30 protein-coding genes are annotated in these 21,303 nt (G+C 39.4%); 6 read left to right on the top strand and 24 right to left on the bottom strand.

All coding sequences use genetic code 11. The features are described from left to right. Positions 1 to 54: 54 nt before the first annotated feature. The 12 genes from EPL02_RS08340 to EPL02_RS08385 all read right to left on the bottom strand — a co-directional run bounded on the left by EPL02_RS08340 (position 55) and on the right by EPL02_RS08385 (position 6,572). Positions 55 to 1,830, bottom strand: coding sequence for a phage tail protein (locus EPL02_RS08340; protein ID WP_131887450.1), 1,776 nt, complete (start codon positions 1,828 to 1,830; stop codon positions 55 to 57). Then, positions 1,830 to 2,195, bottom strand: a complete 366-nt coding sequence (locus EPL02_RS08345; RefSeq protein WP_131887451.1) for a hypothetical protein — start codon at positions 2,193 to 2,195, stop codon at positions 1,830 to 1,832. The genes EPL02_RS08340 and EPL02_RS08345 overlap by 1 nt, the downstream gene beginning before the upstream one ends. 102 nt (positions 2,196 to 2,297) lie before the next feature. After that, entirely contained in the window at positions 2,298 to 2,486 is a 189-nt protein-coding gene (locus EPL02_RS08350) for a hypothetical protein (RefSeq protein ID WP_131887452.1), read from the bottom strand. An 11-nt stretch (positions 2,487 to 2,497) separates the two neighbouring features. After that, complete coding sequence (locus tag EPL02_RS20845) at positions 2,498 to 2,671, bottom strand: hypothetical protein (protein WP_165932534.1); 174 nt, start codon at positions 2,669 to 2,671, stop codon at positions 2,498 to 2,500. Then, entirely contained in the window at positions 2,668 to 3,372 is a 705-nt protein-coding gene (locus EPL02_RS08355; RefSeq protein ID WP_131887453.1) for a hypothetical protein, read from the bottom strand. The genes EPL02_RS20845 and EPL02_RS08355 overlap by 4 nt, the downstream gene beginning before the upstream one ends. Positions 3,373 to 3,497: 125 nt before the next feature. Next, a complete protein-coding gene (locus EPL02_RS08360) occupies positions 3,498 to 3,764 on the bottom strand; it encodes a hypothetical protein (RefSeq protein WP_131887454.1) in 267 nt (88 codons plus the stop codon). Then, on the bottom strand, positions 3,764 to 3,925 hold the full coding sequence (locus EPL02_RS20850; RefSeq protein WP_165932535.1) for a hypothetical protein: 162 nt from the start codon (positions 3,923 to 3,925) through the stop codon (positions 3,764 to 3,766). Before EPL02_RS20850 ends, EPL02_RS08360 begins: the two co-directional genes overlap by 1 nt. Positions 3,926 to 4,031: 106 nt before the next feature. Next, positions 4,032 to 4,544, bottom strand: a complete 513-nt coding sequence (locus EPL02_RS08365) for a hypothetical protein (RefSeq protein ID WP_131887455.1) — start codon at positions 4,542 to 4,544, stop codon at positions 4,032 to 4,034. A 123-nt stretch (positions 4,545 to 4,667) separates the two neighbouring features. Continuing rightward, on the bottom strand, positions 4,668 to 4,847 hold the full coding sequence (locus EPL02_RS08370; protein WP_131887456.1) for a DUF5659 domain-containing protein: 180 nt from the start codon (positions 4,845 to 4,847) through the stop codon (positions 4,668 to 4,670). 307 nt (positions 4,848 to 5,154) lie between these two features. Next, entirely contained in the window at positions 5,155 to 5,592 is a 438-nt protein-coding gene (locus tag EPL02_RS08375; RefSeq protein WP_131887457.1) for a helix-turn-helix domain-containing protein, read from the bottom strand. Positions 5,593 to 5,982: 390 nt separating this feature from the next. Further along, on the bottom strand, positions 5,983 to 6,279 hold the full coding sequence (locus tag EPL02_RS08380; RefSeq protein ID WP_131887458.1) for a hypothetical protein: 297 nt from the start codon (positions 6,277 to 6,279) through the stop codon (positions 5,983 to 5,985). Beyond that, complete coding sequence (locus tag EPL02_RS08385) at positions 6,276 to 6,572, bottom strand: hypothetical protein (protein WP_061786266.1); 297 nt, start codon at positions 6,570 to 6,572, stop codon at positions 6,276 to 6,278. Before EPL02_RS08385 ends, EPL02_RS08380 begins: the two co-directional genes overlap by 4 nt. Positions 6,573 to 6,723: 151 nt before the next feature. Here EPL02_RS08385 and EPL02_RS08390 point away from each other — a divergent pair, with 151 nt between their 5' ends. Next, entirely contained in the window at positions 6,724 to 6,969 is a 246-nt protein-coding gene (locus EPL02_RS08390) for a helix-turn-helix domain-containing protein (protein ID WP_061786267.1), read from the top strand. Positions 6,970 to 6,994: 25 nt separating this feature from the next. Here EPL02_RS08390 and EPL02_RS08395 read toward each other — a convergent pair whose 3' ends face one another. The 3 genes from EPL02_RS08395 to EPL02_RS08405 are packed head-to-tail and all read right to left on the bottom strand — an operon-like array spanning position 6,995 to position 9,329. After that, positions 6,995 to 7,465: a hypothetical protein gene (locus EPL02_RS08395; protein ID WP_131887459.1), complete on the bottom strand. Its 471-nt coding sequence runs from the start codon at positions 7,463 to 7,465 to the stop codon at positions 6,995 to 6,997. 21 nt (positions 7,466 to 7,486) lie between these two features. Next, positions 7,487 to 8,077 (bottom strand): replication-relaxation family protein, encoded by a 591-nt coding sequence (locus tag EPL02_RS08400; RefSeq protein WP_061786269.1) that lies wholly within the window; start codon positions 8,075 to 8,077, stop codon positions 7,487 to 7,489. Beyond that, entirely contained in the window at positions 8,013 to 9,329 is a 1,317-nt protein-coding gene (locus tag EPL02_RS08405) for an FtsK/SpoIIIE domain-containing protein (RefSeq protein ID WP_131887460.1), read from the bottom strand. Before EPL02_RS08405 ends, EPL02_RS08400 begins: the two co-directional genes overlap by 65 nt. 282 nt (positions 9,330 to 9,611) lie before the next feature. Here EPL02_RS08405 and EPL02_RS08410 point away from each other — a divergent pair, with 282 nt between their 5' ends. Together EPL02_RS08410 and EPL02_RS08415 are read left to right on the top strand one after the other, a co-directional pair. Next, on the top strand, positions 9,612 to 9,842 hold the full coding sequence (locus tag EPL02_RS08410; protein WP_131887461.1) for a helix-turn-helix domain-containing protein: 231 nt from the start codon (positions 9,612 to 9,614) through the stop codon (positions 9,840 to 9,842). An 824-nt stretch (positions 9,843 to 10,666) separates the two neighbouring features. Further along, positions 10,667 to 10,957 (top strand): hypothetical protein, encoded by a 291-nt coding sequence (locus EPL02_RS08415; RefSeq protein ID WP_078989133.1) that lies wholly within the window; start codon positions 10,667 to 10,669, stop codon positions 10,955 to 10,957. A gap of 41 nt (positions 10,958 to 10,998) precedes the next feature. On the opposite strand, the gene EPL02_RS08420 is transcribed toward EPL02_RS08415, so the two are convergent. From EPL02_RS08420 to dapF, 4 genes are all read right to left on the bottom strand, one after another. Further along, positions 10,999 to 11,820, bottom strand: a complete 822-nt coding sequence (locus EPL02_RS08420; RefSeq protein ID WP_241475083.1) for a helix-turn-helix domain-containing protein — start codon at positions 11,818 to 11,820, stop codon at positions 10,999 to 11,001. 148 nt (positions 11,821 to 11,968) lie between these two features. Continuing rightward, the gene (locus EPL02_RS08425; RefSeq protein ID WP_061786274.1) at positions 11,969 to 13,006 is read right to left on the bottom strand and encodes a tyrosine-type recombinase/integrase; all 1,038 of its coding nucleotides are present in this window, start codon (positions 13,004 to 13,006) and stop codon (positions 11,969 to 11,971) included. A gap of 204 nt (positions 13,007 to 13,210) precedes the next feature. Then, positions 13,211 to 13,576, bottom strand: coding sequence for a HesB/IscA family protein (locus EPL02_RS08430; RefSeq protein WP_131887462.1), 366 nt, complete (start codon positions 13,574 to 13,576; stop codon positions 13,211 to 13,213). Between the two features lie 73 nt (positions 13,577 to 13,649). Next, positions 13,650 to 14,504: a diaminopimelate epimerase gene (gene dapF, locus EPL02_RS08435; protein WP_131887463.1), complete on the bottom strand. Its 855-nt coding sequence runs from the start codon at positions 14,502 to 14,504 to the stop codon at positions 13,650 to 13,652. Between the two features lie 223 nt (positions 14,505 to 14,727). Between dapF and EPL02_RS08440 the strand changes: the two genes are divergently transcribed. Further along, positions 14,728 to 15,405: a DUF2225 domain-containing protein gene (locus EPL02_RS08440; RefSeq protein ID WP_165932536.1), complete on the top strand. Its 678-nt coding sequence runs from the start codon at positions 14,728 to 14,730 to the stop codon at positions 15,403 to 15,405. Between the two features lie 53 nt (positions 15,406 to 15,458). Here EPL02_RS08440 and EPL02_RS08445 read toward each other — a convergent pair whose 3' ends face one another. After that, positions 15,459 to 15,698, bottom strand: coding sequence for a YuzB family protein (locus EPL02_RS08445; protein WP_094911180.1), 240 nt, complete (start codon positions 15,696 to 15,698; stop codon positions 15,459 to 15,461). Positions 15,699 to 15,996: 298 nt separating this feature from the next. On the opposite strand from EPL02_RS08445, the gene EPL02_RS08450 reads away from it, so the two are divergent. Then, the gene (locus EPL02_RS08450) at positions 15,997 to 17,064 is read left to right on the top strand and encodes an NAD(P)/FAD-dependent oxidoreductase (RefSeq protein WP_131887465.1); all 1,068 of its coding nucleotides are present in this window, start codon (positions 15,997 to 15,999) and stop codon (positions 17,062 to 17,064) included. A 28-nt stretch (positions 17,065 to 17,092) separates the two neighbouring features. Here the strand turns inward: EPL02_RS08450 and EPL02_RS08455 are convergent, their stop codons facing one another. Then, on the bottom strand, positions 17,093 to 17,422 hold the full coding sequence (locus tag EPL02_RS08455) for a YuzD family protein (protein ID WP_094911178.1): 330 nt from the start codon (positions 17,420 to 17,422) through the stop codon (positions 17,093 to 17,095). 194 nt (positions 17,423 to 17,616) lie between these two features. On the opposite strand from EPL02_RS08455, the gene EPL02_RS08460 reads away from it, so the two are divergent. Further along, complete coding sequence (locus EPL02_RS08460) at positions 17,617 to 17,853, top strand: NifU family protein (RefSeq protein ID WP_025909412.1); 237 nt, start codon at positions 17,617 to 17,619, stop codon at positions 17,851 to 17,853. A gap of 48 nt (positions 17,854 to 17,901) precedes the next feature. Here the strand turns inward: EPL02_RS08460 and thrB are convergent, their stop codons facing one another. Genes thrB through EPL02_RS08475 form a run of 3 tightly spaced genes read right to left on the bottom strand, consistent with a single transcriptional unit; the run spans position 17,902 to position 21,172 of the window. Continuing rightward, positions 17,902 to 18,816, bottom strand: coding sequence for a homoserine kinase (gene thrB, locus EPL02_RS08465; RefSeq protein ID WP_094911177.1), 915 nt, complete (start codon positions 18,814 to 18,816; stop codon positions 17,902 to 17,904). Beyond that, positions 18,810 to 19,871 (bottom strand): threonine synthase, encoded by a 1,062-nt coding sequence (gene thrC, locus EPL02_RS08470; RefSeq protein WP_094911176.1) that lies wholly within the window; start codon positions 19,869 to 19,871, stop codon positions 18,810 to 18,812. The genes thrB and thrC overlap by 7 nt, the downstream gene beginning before the upstream one ends. Further along, the gene (locus EPL02_RS08475; protein ID WP_094911175.1) at positions 19,871 to 21,172 is read right to left on the bottom strand and encodes a homoserine dehydrogenase; all 1,302 of its coding nucleotides are present in this window, start codon (positions 21,170 to 21,172) and stop codon (positions 19,871 to 19,873) included. Before EPL02_RS08475 ends, thrC begins: the two co-directional genes overlap by 1 nt. Positions 21,173 to 21,303 lie beyond the last annotated feature (131 nt).

The raw sequence follows: 21,303 nt of genomic DNA on the forward strand, positions 1-21,303 counted from the left end.
CCAAATATAAACAATACATTGTACCTTTTTACTTAGACCTTATCCATATTTCACCTACTTTCCTCGTAACGCGTTATTCATGATATATGCTGCCGCATTTCTAGACTCGACCGCATTCCAAACATCATCACCGTCAAAGTTGTTCGAAACAGTTAAATAGATTACTTGCTGCTGTTGTGGAGCGCGTGTTGCTGCGTACGGTGTTCTAGTATCCGTTTGCGGAATCGTTGGCATAGCAGGCGTCATCCATCGTGTCATGTCCGCGACTTTGCTCAACGTGCTACGGCGTTCTTTGTCTAGACCGATTTGGAAACCGATTAATAAGTTTTTACCGATCATATCGCGCATCCAACGTGACGGTGAGTGTACTTTAAAGGCACCTGCGATTGTGTCTTTGATTTCGCCCGCGAGTTCACTTGCTTTCGTAATAGCCGCGCTTGCCATCGATCCTATACCGTCGATTAAGCCTTGAATGATGTCTTTACCGATTTGGAAAAGGTCAATTCCTTCGAAGAATGCCTCAATTTTGGCCCAAACATCCTCGATTTTATCTTTCGCCGCGTTCATTTTCGTATCAACTGCGCTCTTAAGCTTCTCGAAGCCGTTTTCTACACTAGTCTTGACGTTATCAACCGCTGTTTTAACCTTAGTCTTAATCGATTCCCAGACCTCGCTTACCTTCGTCTTGACGGCTTCCCAAATCGTTGTGAAGGTCGTTTTGATAAGGTTGAGGCCGGTCTTAACGATTCCACTTACGAAGTTAATACCAATATCCACGATAGATTCAAGAAACTTCCAGGCTGCAGATGTTATCTGTTTAATACCATCCCACATGAGCGTAAAATCGCCAGTTAGAAGACCTGTAAACACCTTCACAAGTCCCATAATAACGTTTAAACCAAGGTCAACGACCGCCTTAATTAAATCCCAAGCCGTTTGGAATACAACTTTGATGACTTCCCACGCAGCTTGTATAATCGGAGTAAGGATTGCAAAGGCTCCCATAACAATCGTTTGAATCGCTGTAAATGCGTTTTGCACAGCCATCATAATTTGCGCTCCGTGCTGATCCCAGAACGCCTTGATTTCGTTCAACTTCGTCATTACAAACGTTTTAACAGCTTCAAACGCCGGTGAGATAATCGTCATAAGCATACCGAACACTTCAACGGCCTTATCTTTTATCATTTGCCAGCCGGTCAGAACTGCGTTATGGAACGTTTCGTTAGCGTTATACAAGTAGATTAATCCTGCCGCCAGCGCCGCAACTGCCGCAACTATCAACGCGATAGGCGACGCTAAAATCCCGAAGACGCCTGCTAAACCTCCAAGTCCCATCACAAGTCCCGCCACAACCATTACGACAGGTCCAATCGCTATCATAAAGGCTCCTAGTGCTACGATTACTTTCTGCGTTGTTGGAGAAAGGTTCTGAAACCACTTCGATAATTCCTGGACCTTCGCAACTAATGGTGGTAGGTACTCAGACGCAATTTGCATAATGATAACACCGACAGGAGCCAGCGCTTTTTGTACCTCCTTGAAGGCGCTAGTGAATTTTTCACCTAACGCTTTCCCTTCCGAAGTCGTGAGCGCTGATTGGATTGCTAGAGCTCCTAGAGCTGCAACTGGTAACGCCATACTTTGCGCAAGGTTTTCTCCATAATCGACACCCTGTTCTCCGATTTCTCGCATCTTGGAGCCGAAATCATTTATATGCGTGCTAGCCTTTGAAAAGTTATCGGTCATACGGTCGACTGAGGAGGTGACGCTATCCATAGTACGGGAGAAATTATCGATTGCATTTATCGTAAAAGAAATACCTTCCACTACGATCGCCCCTTTCCTGCGCTACGTAATAAAGCTCTGTAATCGTCTAATTGCTTTCCGCCTTCGTCCAAAAGGGCGCTAGACCGGTTGTAATCGCTCATTTGAAGTGCCGTTAATGCCTTAATGTAAACACGGAAGACCTCCGCAAGCTTGTGCGAATTAAAATAACGGTTTTCAAACTTAGTAAGCTTCGTTTCGTGCAGCTTTCTTAGGCCTTCTTTTAAGCGTTCTATAGCGTTCGGGACGAATGCATCAAGGTCTGACGGCTGTCTGACGGTCCGTAAACCCGAGCTGATTTCCCCGATTGTGTTCATTAAATAATTCACTGCGATGTTTTCTATCTCGTTGAATCGCTTTTCATTCATTTCTTTCACTTCCTTTGTTTGTTTTTTGTAGGAGATGATGCGCGGCTTTATACGAAAAAGACGCCCGGTTAAGGGCGCCTACTTAAACAAATACGACACTAATTACGTTATATACTCATATTGAAGGTGAATTTGACCTTCTCTATTTCGACCGACATTGACGATCAGTATATCTTCGTTTTCTGCTTTAAACGCTTCATATGACTCGTCGTCTTTGAACATTTTGCTTTTCTGAACAATTGTTTGTTGTTTTTTGATTAATTCTTCCGGTGATCTCCGAATAATTAGCAATTTTATTACTCCTATTCCGTATATTGAACAATAATTACCCCGTCCTCGTTATCTACATCGTGAATCATTTTAAAATCCTCGCGCTTCAGCCATTCTATATAGGGTTCCTCACTCTCAAAAGCTAGCGTTTTTATACGTATTCCTGCTGTGCGACTATAGCTTGACTTGTTTATAGATCTAATCATTTAATGCCTCTATAAGTTGGATGCGTTATTTGTAGATACTTTAATGGCAGGTCCGCACTGTCCGGTAGTGCCTGCGCGATTTTAACTGGCAGTAGCTCGCCGGACTTAACCGCATCGAGCTCCATATACAAGCTACGAGCCTTCTTGACGACTGCTGAATCGTTTGTGGCTTCCGCGATTCGCCCCACTTCCTGCAATAAAGCAAGCTTTCGGCTATCTGTCATATAAGGAACCTGCTCAATTAACGTATCGATGACGCCTGTATTACCGAACTTAACCGAAGCTATTGTTTCCGTTACAACGTCTCGAGCAGCCTTACGTTCATCTTCTGATATATATCTGCGCTTATTAGCTAAGTCGCGCATAGCTGACTCTTTAGTGCTTGCGACAATTGCTTCGTACTTGCTGTTTAACGCTGCTACTTCCGTTTCAAGCTCAGCTTTCATTTGCTTTGAATAATAATCGATAGCGCCTTCGACTTTGTAAACGGGATCTTCACTCTTAGTCATTGCATCGTATTTCTTACGGTAGTCAGCGACTAACCTTTCAATTTTGTTTTCGATTTCGTCTAGGTTCGATAAACTTACTGGAACTGCTTTGCCGGATGCCTCTAGGTGCATCGCTTCGGTAACGTCCATTTGTTGAATCGACTGGGATGGCATTCCGTTATAATCTTCTGTTAAAAATACTTTTTTGTTCATAATACTCTCTCCTTATTCTTGGTTTAGTTTGTAAAAAAGGGTTATTAGATAGGCGAATTTGGTGCCCTATTATCGCCTTTAATACTATTAGTCTCCAAACGTCGAAAGCGCCTTAAAAAGTCTATCTAATCGTTCAAACGACGTGCTCTCATTTTCGCTAAATGATCTTGCTGTCTCTCGGATGGGACGTTGTACAATCGCACCTGACTTGGCGCTAAATAACCTTCGATGTCAATAACCATTCCATCATCGTCTGTGTACGCCCTAGTAACCTCGCCAACTTTCGTTAATTGGTCAATATGCTGCTTTGATGTGCAACGGAATTTCCATTGTTTTTGCACAGCATCGTATAGTAATAGCGTTTCCTGTTCGTCTTTATCGTAGTAAGCCATCAATACCAATCCTCCTGTTCGATAATTTCTTCTTCTTCTTCTTCGTAATCTGGTTCCGGTAGATACTCAATTGTTCCATCAGGGTAAAGAATAGCTTGTCGGATCGTTTCGAAATTGTTACCCCAATGCTCATAAACATCAATTACTTCTCCAATTTTCAATGTTTGCTACCTCCTGGCCAACGCGATAAATTTAAGATAGGTATTTTTATTATTTATAAGGGAATCCGGTTAAGAACTCCCTCTACCTATACCTTTTTGTCGCCACTTAAATTTCATCTCGTTTATCTCCATGGTAGTCCGGCAACCTTTTTGTTTTACGCTTATTGCCTGTACCGTAACCGTCTTTTCCGTTGTGGATATAATCTAATCTTGACAAGCTCATTGGCCTTTCAAACTTCCAACCTATTTTCAACATTGCATACTCGTTCGCCCAAAATGGGTAATCCAACCACCAAAGATATAAATCTTGTAGCCTTTCTTTTTTAGGTTTTGGATTAAACAGCGCTTTTTCCGCACGCCTTTTTGCAGTTTGTAACGTTTTATATGATGTTTTGCAGTCGTCACAGCAAGTCCGCTTCGTATTTCGTAAGCTTTCGTCATAAAACCAGTAATTGCAGTAGTCACAACGCTTAATTCTCTTCTGATTTGGTGCGTTTAAGTCTCCATTTAGAAAAGCTGGTAACAAAGCCGAAATTTCATCACGTGTTTTTCCTACGAAAATTTGATCCGCGTAGCTAATTGCCCCTTTTCCTGGATCTCGATATGTGTTATTTAACATTGGCAGCTCCCTCTCTATTAGATAGGTGTTTTAGATGCTTAGAATCACTTCGAATAGTAAGATACTCGGAAGAGAAGTTATATTTCTAAATCCCCTATTAGAAAGGCTGTTTTTCGACTTAAATCACGCGTTATCAGCTCCAAATAACCCTTCAAGTTCAGATTGCAGCTCATTCGTGTTTTCAAAGACAAAAACTAGTCCTTTCCTTTGTTTTCGTGCAGGTTCAATTCCCACTAAGTTAAACCCTTTCTTAATCAAGTGCCTTGCTACTCGTAGTGAAAAAATACATTTATATTGATTCATTTTGTGTCCTCCTAATTCGGGCGTGGCGCGAGGCCGGTTCCCTATGCTCTTAATCTTTTATCTTTTAATAAAAGAATTCTTCGACAAGTACTATACTCAAGTAATTCGTTAGAATTACGAAGAGCTGTATGAGTTTACGAATACAGTATCTTTTAATGACTCTGTCTCCTTACGGTTTTAAAGGAGGCAGTATCATTTTAAATCTCGTTATTAAATCTCGTTATATAAATCTAGTTAGCGTATAAATAACGGCATAACATTATGCTGTTTTCTTCCGTACGTTACGCTTTAATTTTCCGTAACATATCTAATCTTTATCTCGATACCTCGCCATACGTGCACTCGCCTGCTTTCGCGACTCCTCTAACTTCCGTAATGACTCTAAATAGTTATCCCATGCGTCAGGATACCTTTCGTAAAATTCTTCCGAAGTTAAAGGTTCATACGGTACATAAGCGTTTCCGTGAATTGTCCCTTCAATTATTTCGATTAACCCTATATCGCGTAGAATGCTTAAATGATCGCCTGTTGTCCGCGTTGTCTTTCCGTACTTTAACGCCAACGTATCTTTGTTAGGAAAGGCATATCCGAATTCATCTTCGTTGTAATAGTCGATAATCAAGGCGTACAGATAAAACATTTCCGCTTTAACTTTTTTGTGATTGATATAGTGCGATAAATCAGACGGTAACTTAATAAAATTTCGTTGATAAGCGTCTTTCTTCTTACTGAACGGTTTCTTCATAAATTAGCAGCTCCTTTTCGTTAGTAGTTTTTATATAAAGCCGGCATTGCCAGCGATTTTTTCGCCTTACTTTGAATACAACGCATCAACTTCGAAAAGTGGACATTTCGCCTGTATTTTATATAAAGCGTTAGGTCGCAAAAGTGGACGTTTCCAGCAAAAGTTTTCTTCGCTTATACCACATTATCTGCAGCATCTACCGAAAGTGGACGTTATAATTGATATAAGACCGTTATTTGCTACGTTGTACAAAAGAACGCAAAAAAAGCGCTACAATTGCCGTTGTGCGCCTGGTCATTACATATATACGATATCTGCCAGCTTTTCGATTTCCGTTGACCTAAATCCCATTAAATGTTAATGTATTGCTAAGTAATATTTCGTCTGGAACTAACGGTTGCCTCCGTTGGTTCTTTTTTTATGCGCTAATTCAGCGAAAAAATCTGCCACTGACATTTCCGCTATAGAAATCAGGTCCATTCCGTCCAATAGCTCGGGCCCAAATAAATGTGTTTCGATTACAGTTTTCCAATCTTTTACCGTACCGTCCGCTTCTCTACGCAAAACCTTATGAACGCTCAGTCCTTCATAACCTTTCGCCAAGTACAGCTCGTTGCCTAATCGAACTACATCCCTCTTTATTACCTCGGTGCTATCTTCGTAAACGTACAAGTAGCGCTGTTTCATTGGGCATCGCCTGCTAATTTCGCTATAAGTTTAAACATCCCCACTGCCGAAAGATCTTCGATTTCTTCCATCTTCAAACTTCTGACACCTTTATCTTCGTTGTAATCATTTAAATGAGCTAGTTCATCTAAGAAGACATAGGATCCATCCAGACTCTTTGCTACTCGCTGCAGTAACAACCCTCCGTCAACATCCGGATACAAGATAACGTCGTTTTCTATGAACAAAACTTTTACCTCTTCATATGTTGTTTCTCCTTCTAACTGCCATTTAATTTTTACGTTTTTCACCATTCAAACCATCCGCCTTTTATTATATTACGAATATACGCTTTTTCGTATATCGTTAATTTGATTATAGACTAGCTTTTTTTATTCGTCAATACGCTTTTTCGTATTTACGCAAAAATAATTTTAGTTTATAATTTACTTAAGAGGTGAAGTCATGTACAAGATTCATGTTAAATTAGCTGAAGCTATGGAAAGCCGTGGTATTCACACGCAAAAAGAGTTGTTAGCTTTAATAAAAGAAAAGACAGGCGAAACTCTTCGCGCAGCTACAGTATCAGATATGTATAATAATAAGAGCACGAACTTAATCAATCGAAAATACTTAGAAATCATTGCAACAGCGTTAGAAATTCAAAACATCGGTGAGCTAATCGAGCTAGATACTTCTGAAACAAAATAAAAGCGCCTTTTGGGCGCCTTCTTAATTAGATAATCGCTAGTGGTATTATCAAACCAATACTATTACCGACCCCTACAATAATCTTCATAAAAGTTGGCATTAACTGAACTAATACATAACCTAAAGATGCATTTTGTATTAATGATATCCCCTTATCTTTTTGATTTATCATAAACATTAAGCCACCAGACGACAGCATTACTAACGCAATAGGGTAAGACAACGCTTGAATTATGTCGACTAGAGGCATTAGCGCATCTACGATCTGCTCTTTTGCATGGTTTTTGACATACTCGCCTGGTCCTGCGGCATATGCATGATTAGAAGAGCTTACACCTGACAATCCTATGGTCGTTACGCCTGCCAGCGCGATCAATGCATGCTTTACTTGGTAAGCTCTTGTTCCCTTTTTAATTTGCTTCACTATGCCAGCCGAGTCCCTCTTACGTATGAATTCACTGATGGTCCCTACTGTTTCAACTTTGCGATTAAACATTTATACCGCTTCCCCTCTTCATTAGATGAAATCCGATATTGTAAATACCTTTACGTCAAGGCCTTCGCATAGCTCTTCTAGCTTCCTACTTCTATATTCTGTCGTTGTAATCCAAATAAATGCTGGTTCCCTATCGAATACCCCGAGATCAATCAGTTTGCGATACTTACTCATTTTCGTTTTATTAGCCAACATTGTTTGAGTGTGATCTACTTCTATAATGTAATAACGACCCTCATGTGAGAATAAAGCGTCACAAATGGCTTTTACTCGGTTAGGAAGTTCAAGTTTCACTTCGTTTTTCCATGTCTCGGGACAGCCATACGCAATGTACAAGCTATTTCGCATGATAAAATGGCGTGCCTGAAGTGTTTTTTTACGGACTTTCTTAGCGTTAACTAGTTCTCGGCCCTCTTTCGTTAAATAGTAAATCGCTTCACCGTCGCGAAAATAAGTTACGTATCGACTCATGTCCTTTAGCACACGCGATGTATTTCGAGGACTGCCTAAATTATGAATAGCCTGCAGCTGTGAACGACTGAGATAATCACACCTCTTCAATGATAAGCATATCTCGATTTGACGTTGTTCCTTCTTGATCGCTTTCTGCATTCGCATACGGCTCCTTTCGCGATGTAATGTTAATATACGGACCAATAGTATTTTGAATGAAGTTATCGTCAATAAATGGCGTCTGCACGATATTAGTTTGGTCCGTTTGATATATTGCTCTTCCTTTGATTAACGGCAACTTCTCCGCTCCTTCTTCGTCCAGCACAACACGACTTGCTACCGCATTTCTTACACGAAAGCACAATTTCGCTTCACTATTCTGCTTACATTGTCGTGGAATAACATCGCCAGTCGGATACTGAGTCGCCAAAACCTGTCTAAAGCCTAAACCTGCGCCTAACCTCGCAATCTGACTCATGTACTTTTGACATTGTTCTTTGATCTGCCGTTCTTCCTTCGTTACAGCCTCTTGCGGATTCAATTCTCCTACCTCATCGATAAGAATAAAGTGTCGTTCGGTAATATGCGTATCTTGGACCTTACGCTTATTCAATTTCCGCAACGTTTCCTGCATGGTCCGCATATCTTTATACGCCTGTTCTAACGCTACTAGAGCTTCTTCAGGTTCGTATGCGATGCGCTTTACTTGATTAACATTTTCATAACCGCCAAATTCAACCCCGCCTTTTAGATCAATTAACGTAAAGCTGACGTTATTGGTTTGCGTAGATATCAACGAGCTAATCAGAGCGTTAAGAAAGTTCGACTTTCCGTAGCGTGTGGCGCCTCCAAGCGCTAAATGTGGCGTTGCTTCGAAATCATGTTTAATTAGTTTTCCAGCGCGATTAATCCCAACCGGTATCTGCCAACCGTTCAACTTACGTAATAAGGATCCCGTATAAGGAAAATGATCGGTTAACGGTTCAGTATAGACTTTGAATCGTAGCATACCGTCGAAAGTTAGCTCAATTTCCTTTTGCGCGCTTCGCTTTCTCTCAAATAAGCTACGAACCTGCGTCAAAAGGTCTTTGTTCAACTGGACAGACCTTATATCTTCGAAAGATACATTTATTAATCTTCGTTTGATATTTAAGCCGTCTTGAAAACGATCTAGCTTCTCTTTAAATTGATTTACCGACATTCCCTGCGGCATTTGATAGACATACTCCGTATAACCGCCGCCTCTAGTTCTACGGTGAATTCTAATTCTTTGCCCATCCTTCGCAACAAGTCCTGCGTTCGCTGCAATTCGCTCTATCCTCTTCGCATCATTACCCCCTCCGTGTTGATAGACGTAGGTTGAAGCTAAGACGCTACTCATTGCAATTGACGATATTATTTCGAATATCACAACACCACCTCCGAATCTTAATATCTGATAAGATAGTTTCTCGCAAGTAGAACGATTCAAAATGGCTTCAGACGTTGATAGAAAAGGATTTTTAGAGACGTTTTAAGATACTAGCCGCGAAATTTCATACGAAGAGAGAAACGGGCTGTTCTATGCGCATTGTGAAACGTATTTTGACTCGCTTAATGAATGGTATTATCGCCCGTTTGTCCGTTATGTCATTAATTTGCATTCGGTTTAAAAAATGACATTTCGGTCAAGCCTATTAACGAGGTGATAAGGATGTTTAATTTATTTGGATTAGGTAAGAAGCGAACAGAATTCGGTAGTTGGTTAGATCGTGAAGGCATTTCGCAGATTGAATTAGAAGAAAAGTCGCAGCTTAGTCACGGAACGATTTCGAAGTTATGTAACGATAAAAAGTACAAACCTAAACATTCAACACTTGCAAAGCTTCGTAGAGGATTAAAGGCGCTTGGTAAAGACGTGCCAGATGACTATTTTAAAATGTGATAGAATCGAAGGATCGAAGTGTTTTTTAGATATCCGCATTTAAGATACGGTAGGCAAGGATAATTACGATTATAGAGCCGCCCCCCTACCTTAACGCCCTGAGTTTTAAAATTTCGTAAGAAAATGTCGCAGCTTAGGTGGAAGGTTTCCATTTATGCCTACCCCGCCCATTCATTATCAATGTATTTGATATACATTATCAGTTCCTGTAACATATCTTATGTAAACTAGCACTTAGAATAACCCTTGGTACATCAACGTTTGTTAACTTCCAAAGAACTATACGCTATACATTATTTATGCACGCTTGATATGACGCGGTTTCTTACCCGTATAATGTTACCGATCGTCCTTCGTAATGAATAAAATACTGCATAAACCCCCTGAGTTCCAAAGACTTCTTCCGTCCCAGGCACGTTAGGCTGATAATTCATTACGCTAACTAACGTACCATCTAGCGCTAAATACACGTTCCTTCTATATGTACGACTGTATAGGCTTAACGTAATGTCAAAGCATTTCGAGGGTCGCGCGTAACACTGGCTCGGCTGGTTAAACGTACTATAAAACCGGAAGATATCGTCCGATTCAGTTCGACGTAATATCACGTTATAGATCGAGTTTCTTCTATATGATGCGTAAAATAAGTACGTCTTAAATTCTATCGAACTCTCACTTCCGATATTTTTGTAACTCCGTTTATTTGACAAGATACTATTAGTAAAACTAAAATTAAATTTTTATGAAAAACCTTGTAAAAGTGCACCTAAGTACCCGTCAGGCAGGGGTATTTTAACTCCGCAGAATATTTTAGGAGGCACATTATGAAACAAGAAGCAAGATTTTCACAAAACAAACTCGCGAAATTAAGCAACGTACCAGAGGCAACTATACGTAGAAGGCGCCATAATTTCGCGAAGTATTTTTCGCCTGTGCGGCAAGACGGGCAACTACTATTTACAAAGTATGATTATTATAAAATGGTTTTCATACAAGGACTAAAAAGTACTTCTCCTCCCTTCTCCAAAGAAGAGATAGATCGTAGAGTTAAAGAGCTCCATAAGGACTTAGAAATGATATCGATGCTTAAAGAATACTTTAATAAACAAGATTAAATCTTAAAAAGTCTGCTACACGGCCCTGTGCAGTAGGCTTTTTATACCAACCAATTAAACAACGGATTTTCCCTGCGCTTCCACACCGCCAGCTTTGCCTCCACTATGCGATAAAAATAACCTTCGAATGTATTACGTATCTTACTCAACTTCTTAGCGAAAATAGTCTCTTTAAACGCTTGTATAACGTCTGCTAACACTTTCGTCTCTTCTAACGGCAGAGTCACTTCGCTCTTTTTATACGCAACTAATACTCGATTCCATAAACGATAAATAGTATCGGCTGATCCATAAAAAGGCGCAGTAGCGTCTACGAAAGCTTTCGGTACATTAGAAGGCGTGAATGATTCGTCTAACTCGACCTCTTTAACGTTAATTCGTTTATTAATTCTCTTAGAAGGCAATGTTTTAGAAATCTCAGTTTCGGAGCCAACTTTCGATTGTTCAGCGCTTGATACGGCAGGCTTTGGCACATCTTCACGGGGCGACATTTCCGCAGTGACAGGTGGAGTGACACAGCCGTCCACAGTTCGTATTACATATACGTTGTGGCCTGATCCTCCTTTCGCTCGAATAGTTGATTTACGCTCTATGACACCGTAAGATGCCAGCACTTTTAATGCGCGTTGTACCGTACGCTTACTGCATTCCGTTAAGTTAGCGATAGTTTCCACCTTTAAGAACGCTACGCCAACGATTTTACATGCGTAACGAGATAACGTTTTAAGAATACGAATAGCTGACGGCGTTAGTTCGTGCTTGTATGTATATAGAAAGCCGCGAATAGCTTCGTTCATCTCATTTACGTTAGCGAACGATTGCAATTGCTTCATTTCGCTATAATTAGCTGCATTTAACATCATATATTCCCCCGTTTGGGACACATACAAGCACTTTTGGACGCATTTGAATAAGCGTTGACTTTTTACGCTTTTTTCGATACCATTTAATTAGCGATTAGATGGGCGTCTGCTTTGTGCAGGTGTCCTCTTTTTTTTGTCTTTTTTCGGTTCAGTTACGTCTTTGGCGAATGCCATTAATCGGTGAATAATCATCATGGCTCCTACGCATCTCTTCCGTATCCATTTGGATATACCGGCGCATGGTACGTATATCAGCCCAACCGCCCATTTTCTGTAATGTAAAGGCGTCACAACCGTTTAAAATCATGTTTTTGGCCCATGTATGGCGATAAACATGCGCTGTAACCTTCTTACCTGCTACTCCGGCTTTATCAGCGTAATATTTCAAACGTTTATTAAAGTGATTTTCACTAATCGGCTCACCAAAGCACGAAAGGAATATACGATCTAATTTAAAGTGCGTTTGGTTTTCGGTAACTAATTGCATTAATAACTTCGATACATAAGCTGATATCGGTACCAAACGAGGCTTTCGATTCTTATTCTTCTCGCCAATCAACGTTATAAAGCGAGTCTGAAAGTCGATATCAGAAATACGTAAATTAATAAGCTCTCCTATACGCAATCCGCTATCGAGTAGCAAGTTCATAGCAACGAAGTCACGAAATCCTACAAAATCTTTTTGATTCGGCTGCATTAATATCTTTTTTATCTCTTCTTCCGTAAAGCAATTCGTTAGGTCTAAGTCATGGCGCAGTAGCTTTACTTTATCCATCGGATTGACTTCGATTAATTCTTCACGCTCTAAGTAGTTAAATAATGCTCGATATACGCGCAACCTAATGTTAATCGTCGTTTCTGCTAATCCTACTCCTTGTTTATCGCAGTCAATATACTTATGGCCATCATATTTTTTAGCTTCGTATTTAAGGTAATTAACGTAGTTGCGAATCATCTCCGCCGTTACTTCTTCCATCAGCGCTACTTCCGGATAATTATCTGCGAGCCAATCGGTAAAGTATCGCCAAGTCTTTATGTAGTCTCTTAGCGTTCTTTCTCTAACGCCTTCTATTTTCTTACCGGCGATAACCATATCGAGTCCTTGCTCTAACGTTAATTGCGGGTACTCTTTCGAACCAATGCGCTCTCTTACTGGACTTCTTCTCTTTCGCTTCTTTAACGCCATAAAAAAACGACCTCCCTAACGATGTGTTTTTCACCGTTAAGAAAGTCGTTATTTTCAATCCTTCGAATAGGAAACTGGGGTTGTTAATACGCTTGTATGCGATTGAGTTCTCGCATATTTCAAACGTAATACACAACCATCGTCCATGCTTCCGATTAGCTTGCCGAAATATTATCTCGGTAGCTTAAAACGTTGATATATCGCTTAACACTCTTCCGGTGTACCAGCGTTCGCTGCCGTGCGGAATGAAGATCCACAGCCGCATGATGCAATGGCATTCGGATTATCAATTGTAAATCCTCCACCAAGCATAGACTGCTTATAATCAATCTTAACTCCTTTTAAAATTGGGGCACTTTCTTTATCAACAAGAATTTGAATGCCATGTTGTTCAAACTGCATATCGTTTTCACTAACTTCGTGTGCGAAGCCCATTCCGTATGATAAACCTGAACAGCCTCCTCCATTAATCGTTACGCGAAGGTAAGCATTCTCTTCTTCATGTTCTTTCATCATATCTTTTATTTGAAAGCTAGCCGCTTCTGTAATTTCTAGGATATCTTGACTCATAATTAGATGACCTCCTTTTTCCTATAAGTATACGCTGTGAGTAAATGATGAACAACTACTCTGCTTTCAGTTCTTAATAGTAATAAACTCCATCGCAAATCACAACTGCTGGACCTTTCATTAGTACATGGTTGTTTTCTTTCCATGTAATAGTTAAGTCTCCACCTGCTAAATGAACAATTGTGGGAGTATTTTTCTGCGTAAGATTATTTAAAACAGAAGAAACAACTGCTGCACAAGCACCGGTTCCACAAGCTTGCGTTACACCTGAACCCCTTTCCCAAACGCGGAAATGCATTTCCGATTCATTCATAATCTCTACAAATTCAACATTTACACCTTCTGGAAAACGTGGATCTTTTTCAACCACTGGCCCTAATGTATGAAGAGGTGCTTTTTCAATATCTTCTACGTAAAATACAACGTGAGGATTTCCCATTGATACAGCCGTACCTATAAGCTCTTCATCACCAAATTCCATTTTCTCTGACACAATGCTGTTTCCTTCAAATCCAAGCATTGGAACTTCAGCTGGCTTTAACTTTGGTGTGCCCATGTCAATTGTTACCTCATTTACTTCTTTATCCTGCAAATGAACAGTTGCATGGACAAGGCCTGATAACGTTTCGATTGTAAACTCTTCTGTTTCTACTAAATTATGCTCATATGCATACTTAGCTACACATCTTAAGCCGTTTCCGCAATTTTTTGCTTCTGAACCATCGTTATTAAATACGCGCATTTTAACATTCGCTCTAGTAGAAGGACAAATCAAAATCATTCCATCTGACCCAATACCTGTGTAAACATTTGATACTTTAATCGCGACAGAAGCTAAATCTTCTTCCGCGATATGTTCTTCAAATAGATTGACGTAGATATAATTATTTCCAAGCGCATGCATTTTTGTAAAAGCAAATTTTTTCATTTAATCACCCATCATTCTTTAGTATGGTCTTAGTATAAAAGCATTGAATGTAGGAAACAATAAGAACATCCCCCGTTTCCCAACTCCTTAGCCAAATTGGTTAAGGAGTTTTTTATTTACAAAGAAAAAGCTCCAAAAAACATTACAAAAGACCCATAAAATAAATTTACCCGTGTATAATATAGTTAAAAAGATTTATATATTTTTAAAAGGAGGAAGTTCATTGAAAGCTTTACATCCTCTTTATGATAAAAAAAATTCTTGTGCTTTGTGTAGCCACAGGTTTTATTCTAAAAAAGTTCGGTCTCGCTTTTTAAAGCCTCAAAGATACGATACTGACTTTTTCGTTGATTATGAAAATCCACAGTTCCACCCTATTGTATATGATGTCGTAATCTGTCCAAAGTGTGGATATGCCAGCACTGAACAGTTCTCAAAACTTTTTCCTCCAGGCAGTGAAAATCAAGTTAAGGAAAAGGTCATGAAAAATTGGAAATACCAGCCCTATGATCAAGAACGAACGTTGCAACAAGCTATAAATGCTTACAAGTTGGCTATTTATTGTGCCAACATAAAAAAAGAAAAGTCTTCTGTGCTTGCAAGTCTTACCCTACGATTAAGCTGGCTATATCGAATGCTTGATGACATACAACAAGAAAGAGCTTTCGCTTTACATGCATTAAAGTTCTACACCACAGCATATTTAGAAGAAACATTTCCTTCTAACAGCAGCGAAGTTCGATTGCTATATATTATAGGAGAACTAAACTATCGGCTTGGGTTCCAACAACAGGCGCTCCTCTATTTTTCAGAAATTATCTATAAGCACAAAAATCATCCCGATCGGAAAACATTTGAGCGAACTAAAGAAAGATGGCATGAGATTCGTAGCATTTCATAGTAAAACGGAAGCGACAATGCTAATAGCATTGTCGCTTCCGTTTTTATTCTATATTAAAACATTGGGTTCTCTTCCAAATGTGTGTAGATAGCTGCTACTAATTCTTCTGGTGTGTCCGCAACTACAACATCCCCATTCACCAAAGCAAAAGGAGATTGTGCACATTTGCCACAATAGCCCAGACATCCATACTCAACAATATCTAAGTTTGGATCTTTTTCTAACTCTTCCAAAGCAAGCTGAGAACCGCTAGCTAAATTGCTGATACAAAATTCAATAATTGGTTGAATCACTATTCTCACCTCTCTACTAATTGTTTATCCTACCTTGTTTTTAAAAGGACGTCAAATGTTCAAACTACATGCTTATAAGGAAATTATGTTGAAACATATTGTGGTTTTTATTCAATTTAGTTATACTTTTATGTGAATACAAACAAAACAGGTTATATTAAATTATTATTTAAGTAAAATATGCTATGCAAAATCGAATGCGATTGACGTATCGGTTTCGTTTTGTATGCCTATATGTTTTAAGTAACTCAATTAGTATAGAGAGAGTACAATGTCTAAACGTAAAGGGGAAATCCAGATGAAGAACCTTGTGATACTCGGTGGAGGATACGGTGGCATGCGTGTCCTACAGCGACTTTTTCCAAATCAACTACCAGAGGATGTACATGTAACACTGGTTGATAAAGCACCTTATCACTCATTAAAGACTGAATTCTACGCGTTAGCAGCTGGAACAATTTCAGATCAGCACGTTCGCGTTTCTTTCCCAGAGCATCCTCGTTTATCTATTCGCTATGGCTTCATTACAAACATTGATCTTGAAAATAACCAAGTTCACCTTGAAGATAACGAAGTTCTCCATTATGATGATTTAATTATTGGACTAGGATGTGAAGATAAATATCACGGCGTGCCTGGCGCACCAGAACATACGTATAGCATTCAAACCATTGATGCTTCTCGCGCTACATATCAAGCATTAAACAATTTACCTGCTAATGCAACCGTATCGATTGTCGGAGCTGGCCTTAGCGGTGTTGAATTAGCTAGTGAGCTAAAAGAAAGTCGTTCTGATTTAAATATCATGCTATTTGATAGAGGAAAATTAATTTTATCTTCATTCCCAGAACGTTTGAGTAATTATGTGCAAGAATGGTTTACGTCTAACGGTATTGAAATTGTAAACAGTGCTAATATCACGAGAGTAGAGCAGAATATCTTGTACAATCATGATGAGCCAATAAAAAGTGATGCGATTGTGTGGACAGCAGGCATTCAACCAAACAAAGTTGTTAGGGATTTAAATGTTGAGAAAGACCCTCAAGGTCGCGTAGTTTTAACCAAATATCATAATCTGCCTAACAATGAGAATGTCTATGTATTGGGAGACTGTGCTAGCTTACCACATGCTCCTAGTGCTCAATTAGCCGAGGGGCAAGCAGAGCAGATTGTTCAAGTGTTAACAGCACGATGGAAAAATGAAGAGTTACCTGCTGAGCTACCTACTATTAAACTTAAAGGCGTATTAGGTTCTTTAGGTAAAAAGCACGGATTTGGATTAGTAAATGACCGCGCCATTACAGGTCGAGTTGCTCGCTTATTAAAGTCAGGAATTTTGTGGATGTATAAGTACCATAATGGTTAATAAAAAAAACGCCTAACGGGCGTTTTTTTTATGCAGATACAAATCCATATTTCTCTAATTCTTCAAAAATGCGCTTTAGCTTAGGATTCCCTTCTCCCACTATTTCATTGTTAATTAAAATAACCGGATAAAATAAATCCTCATCAATTACTCTTTGTGAAAACTCTTGCTTCTCTTTTTCATCTACAGGCGGGTTATAAATATCAATGTAGCGTATGTTAAATGATTCATTTGGGTATTTTCGACTGAGCGCTGCCTCAAGCCACTCCTGTGTGTCTTTTGAAGACGGTAAATTCACACAGCTTGCACAAATAATTTCTGCTCCATATACACAGATCTCAACGCTGTTTTTTTCCACATTTGTTCCCCCTATTCCCTTGTCGTGGCTCCTTCAATAAAGAAAGCTTCCACCCTCCTTACTTTTATTGTACACAAAAATCATTTAAAGGACATCGTTTTTCAAATTGAACGAACGTAATCAAAGATTCTTGAATAGATTTTTTATGTAAGAGCGTTTATAATAGAACTAGAGAAGGAAAGGAGTCGATAATCATGGCTGAAATGGAAATGCATGAACAAGTACAAGAAGTATTAGATAAGCTTCGTCCATTTTTACTTCGCGATGGTGGAGATTGTGAATTAGTCGACGTTGAAGATGGCATTGTAAAATTACGTCTTCTAGGCGCTTGTGGCAGTTGCCCAAGTTCAACAATCACACTAAAAGCAGGTATTGAACGTGCTCTTTTAGAAGAAGTACCTGGTGTTGTAGAAGTTGAACAAGTTTTCTAATAATCCCTTATATAACAAACCCTCAAGCGATGCTTGAGGGTTTTTGCTTTAGTTTGCTACGACTTGAGCATCTACATATACACCTTTTGTATCAATATCTACTATCTCTACTTCACAATGAGATAACTTTGCGGCTAAATGCTTGGCAATATCTTTACCTTTTCCAACAGGTGCTAAGCACAAAACACTTGGTCCTGCCCCGCTTAGCGCTGTTCCATAAGCTCCTAGCTTTTTGGCTTCCGCTCTTGCTATAGCTAGTTCTGGTACCAATTTTGTTCGATAAGGCTCATGGTATAAATCTTTTTCCATAAATGTACCTACCGCTTTAAAATCACGATTCATCAGTGCAGATACAAGCATATTACCAATTGCTCCCGCTTCTACTGCTGTTCGATAATCAATTACCTTCGGCAAAGCATTGCGGGCATCTGCTGTTTTCAATTCGTATCTCGGAATAATCGTAATTACTTCAGCTTGTAAGTCGGGAATATGATTGATATACGTTTCTTCTTCATGATGATATCCAATAACGACGCCCCCATAAATAGAAGGACTTACATTATCTGGGTGTCCTTCCATTAAGCTGCTGATACGCAGCTTGTCTTTTTGTGATAAATTAAGCTGGGCAAGCTGATTAGCCAATTCAATACCTGCAACAATGGCAGAAGCACTGCTTCCAAGTCCTCTAGCTAAAGGTATATCACTTGATACGTATACTTTTGCTGCTGGAAGAGTTACTTCATATTGCTTCGCTACATCCTCAGCTACCTGATACATTAAGTTTTCCTTGCCTGTTGGTATTCCTTTAACATCATCTGTCTCTGGAACAAACAGCCACTGTTCAGCTGGCTCTACCGTTAGAATTAAGTAGCGCCCAAGAGCGATTCCAATAGAATCAAACCCGGGTCCTAAATTAGCAGAGCTCGCTGGCACTGTGATTTTAAAGCGGTCAAAAGTTAACATGAAGCGACAACACCTTCAATATATTCAAACACTTTCTCTTCTTCATTTGGCAATACAACTGGCTTAACATCATGCGCGTCAATTGCTACGTTCGGATCTTTTAATCCGTTTCCAGTTAGCACTGCTACTACTGTGGAACCTTTAGCAATTTTTCCTGATTTGACGTCTTTTATTACACCAGCGATCGATGCACAAGAACCTGGCTCTGCAAAAACACCTTCTCGTCTAGCAATTAAGCGATATGCGTCTAAAATTTGCTCATCTGTCACTTCATCAATTTTTCCTTTTGATTCATTAGCTGCATTTACCGCATAGTCCCAGCTCGCTGGATTACCAATACGAATTGCTGTTGCAATTGTCTCTGGATTTTCAATTACTTGATTTCGAACGATTGCAGCTGCTCCTTCTGCTTCAAACCCATGCATTAGTGGTAAACCGCTCTGATTACGTTCATTATACTCTTTAAAACCTTTCCAATAGGCTGTAATATTACCGGCATTTCCAACAGGAATGGCTAGAACATCCGGTGCCTTTCCTAACTGTTCACAGATTTCAAAAGCTGCTGTTTTTTGCCCTTCAATTCGGTAGGGGTTCACAGAGTTTACAAGAGATACAGGTGCCGTTTCGCTAAGTTTTCGAACCATTGAAAGTGCTTGATCAAAGTTTCCTTCAATAGCTACGATTTCCGCTCCATACATAACAGCCTGAGCAAGCTTACCCATCGCAATTTTCCCATTAGGAATAACAACGATACAGCGCATGCCTGCACGTGATGCATAAGCCGCTGCCGCTGCAGAAGTATTACCAGTAGATGCACAAATGACTGTGTTACTGCCTTCTTCTTTTGCCTTTGCAACAGCCATAACCATACCACGATCTTTAAATGAACCTGTAGGGTTTAGGCCTTCTACTTTCACATGCAAGTTAATACCAAGTTCTTCTGATAAATACGGAAGATGAATAAGTGGCGTATTTCCTTCATGAAGTGTTAACATTGGCGTTTCTTCTGTTACTGGCAAAAACTCTTTATATTGGTTTAATAAACCTTTCCACATTATACGATGCCAACTCCCTCTACTCGATAGCTGCTTTTTACGTTTTCAACAATTGGTAAGTCTCTTAATTGTTGTAAAATTTCTTCATAATCCTTTTGAGATGTTTTATGCGTTACGACAACAATCTCTGCAAGTTCGCTGCCTGTAACCGGTAATTGAATAATTTTTTCAAAACTTACGCCGCGTTCAGAAAATAGTGTTGTTAATTTAGCAAATGCGCCTACTTGGTCTTTTACGTGAATACGTAAGAAATGTTTCGAAAACTTTTGGTCTTGTGTTTTCAACTTTTTTGGGAATTGAGGCGTTACGGCACTCTTTCCATTTACACCCAGTCTCAAGTTTTTCATCACGCCCACAAGATCTGATACAACCGCAGTTGCTGTTGGTAAACTACCTGCTCCAGGACCATAAAACATTGTTTCCCCAACTGCTTCTCCATACACATAAACCGCATTATACTCATCGCTAACTGATGCCAATGGATGTGTATCTGCTAATAAGGTTGGCTGAACGCTCACTTCAACATTATCTCCATCTCGATGCGCATATCCAATTAATTTCACTGTGTATCCTAATTGCTTACTATATTGTAAATCTTCTTCTGTTACTTCTGTGATACCTTGAACCTGCACATCATCAAGATCAATTTTCATTGAGAAACCAAGCGTAGCTAAAATTGCCATTTTTCTTGCTGCATCCAAGCCACCAACATCAGAAGTAGGATCTGCTTCTGCATAACCTAGTTCTTGTGCTTCTTTTAGCACCTCTTCATATGCGCTTCCTTCTTTTGTCATCTTTGTTAAGATAAAGTTTGTTGTACCATTTACAATTCCCATCATTTTTGTAATACGGTCTGATGCCAATCCATCCGCAAGCCCACGAAGAATTGGAATTCCCCCAGCAACACTTGCTTCATAAAATAAGTCACAACCATTTTCTGATGCAACTGTTAATAACTCAGAACCGTAAACCGCCATCAAATCCTTATTTGCTGTTACAACGTGCTTTTTATTACGAAGAGCTGTTAAGATATAGTCTCTAGTTTCTTCAACGCCCCCCATAACCTCAATGACAACATCTACTTCTGGATTATGAATGACATCCTCTACGTTTGTTGATAATTTTTCACTACTAATCTCTACGTCTCTCACCTTATCAATATTTTTAACTACCACTTTTTGAATCGTTACCGGACAGCCAACTTGATGGCTTAACTTATCCTGGTGATTTTCAATAATTTTAACTACTCCGCTACCAACCGTTCCTAATCCTAATAATCCTACTGAAATACTTTTTGTCATATTATTCACCTCTATGTTCTCTTCACGTATACATTTGTTTTCTTATAGTGGACATTATAGACCCTTTTTTTCTTTTTTACAATACTTTACTTTAAATTTATCTTGTTATTTGTTGAATAAAAAGATAAATT

It is taken from the genome of Bacillus sp. CBEL-1, assembly GCF_004348885.1.
GTDB lineage: Bacteria > Bacillota > Bacilli > Bacillales > Bacillaceae_H > Priestia > Priestia aryabhattai_A.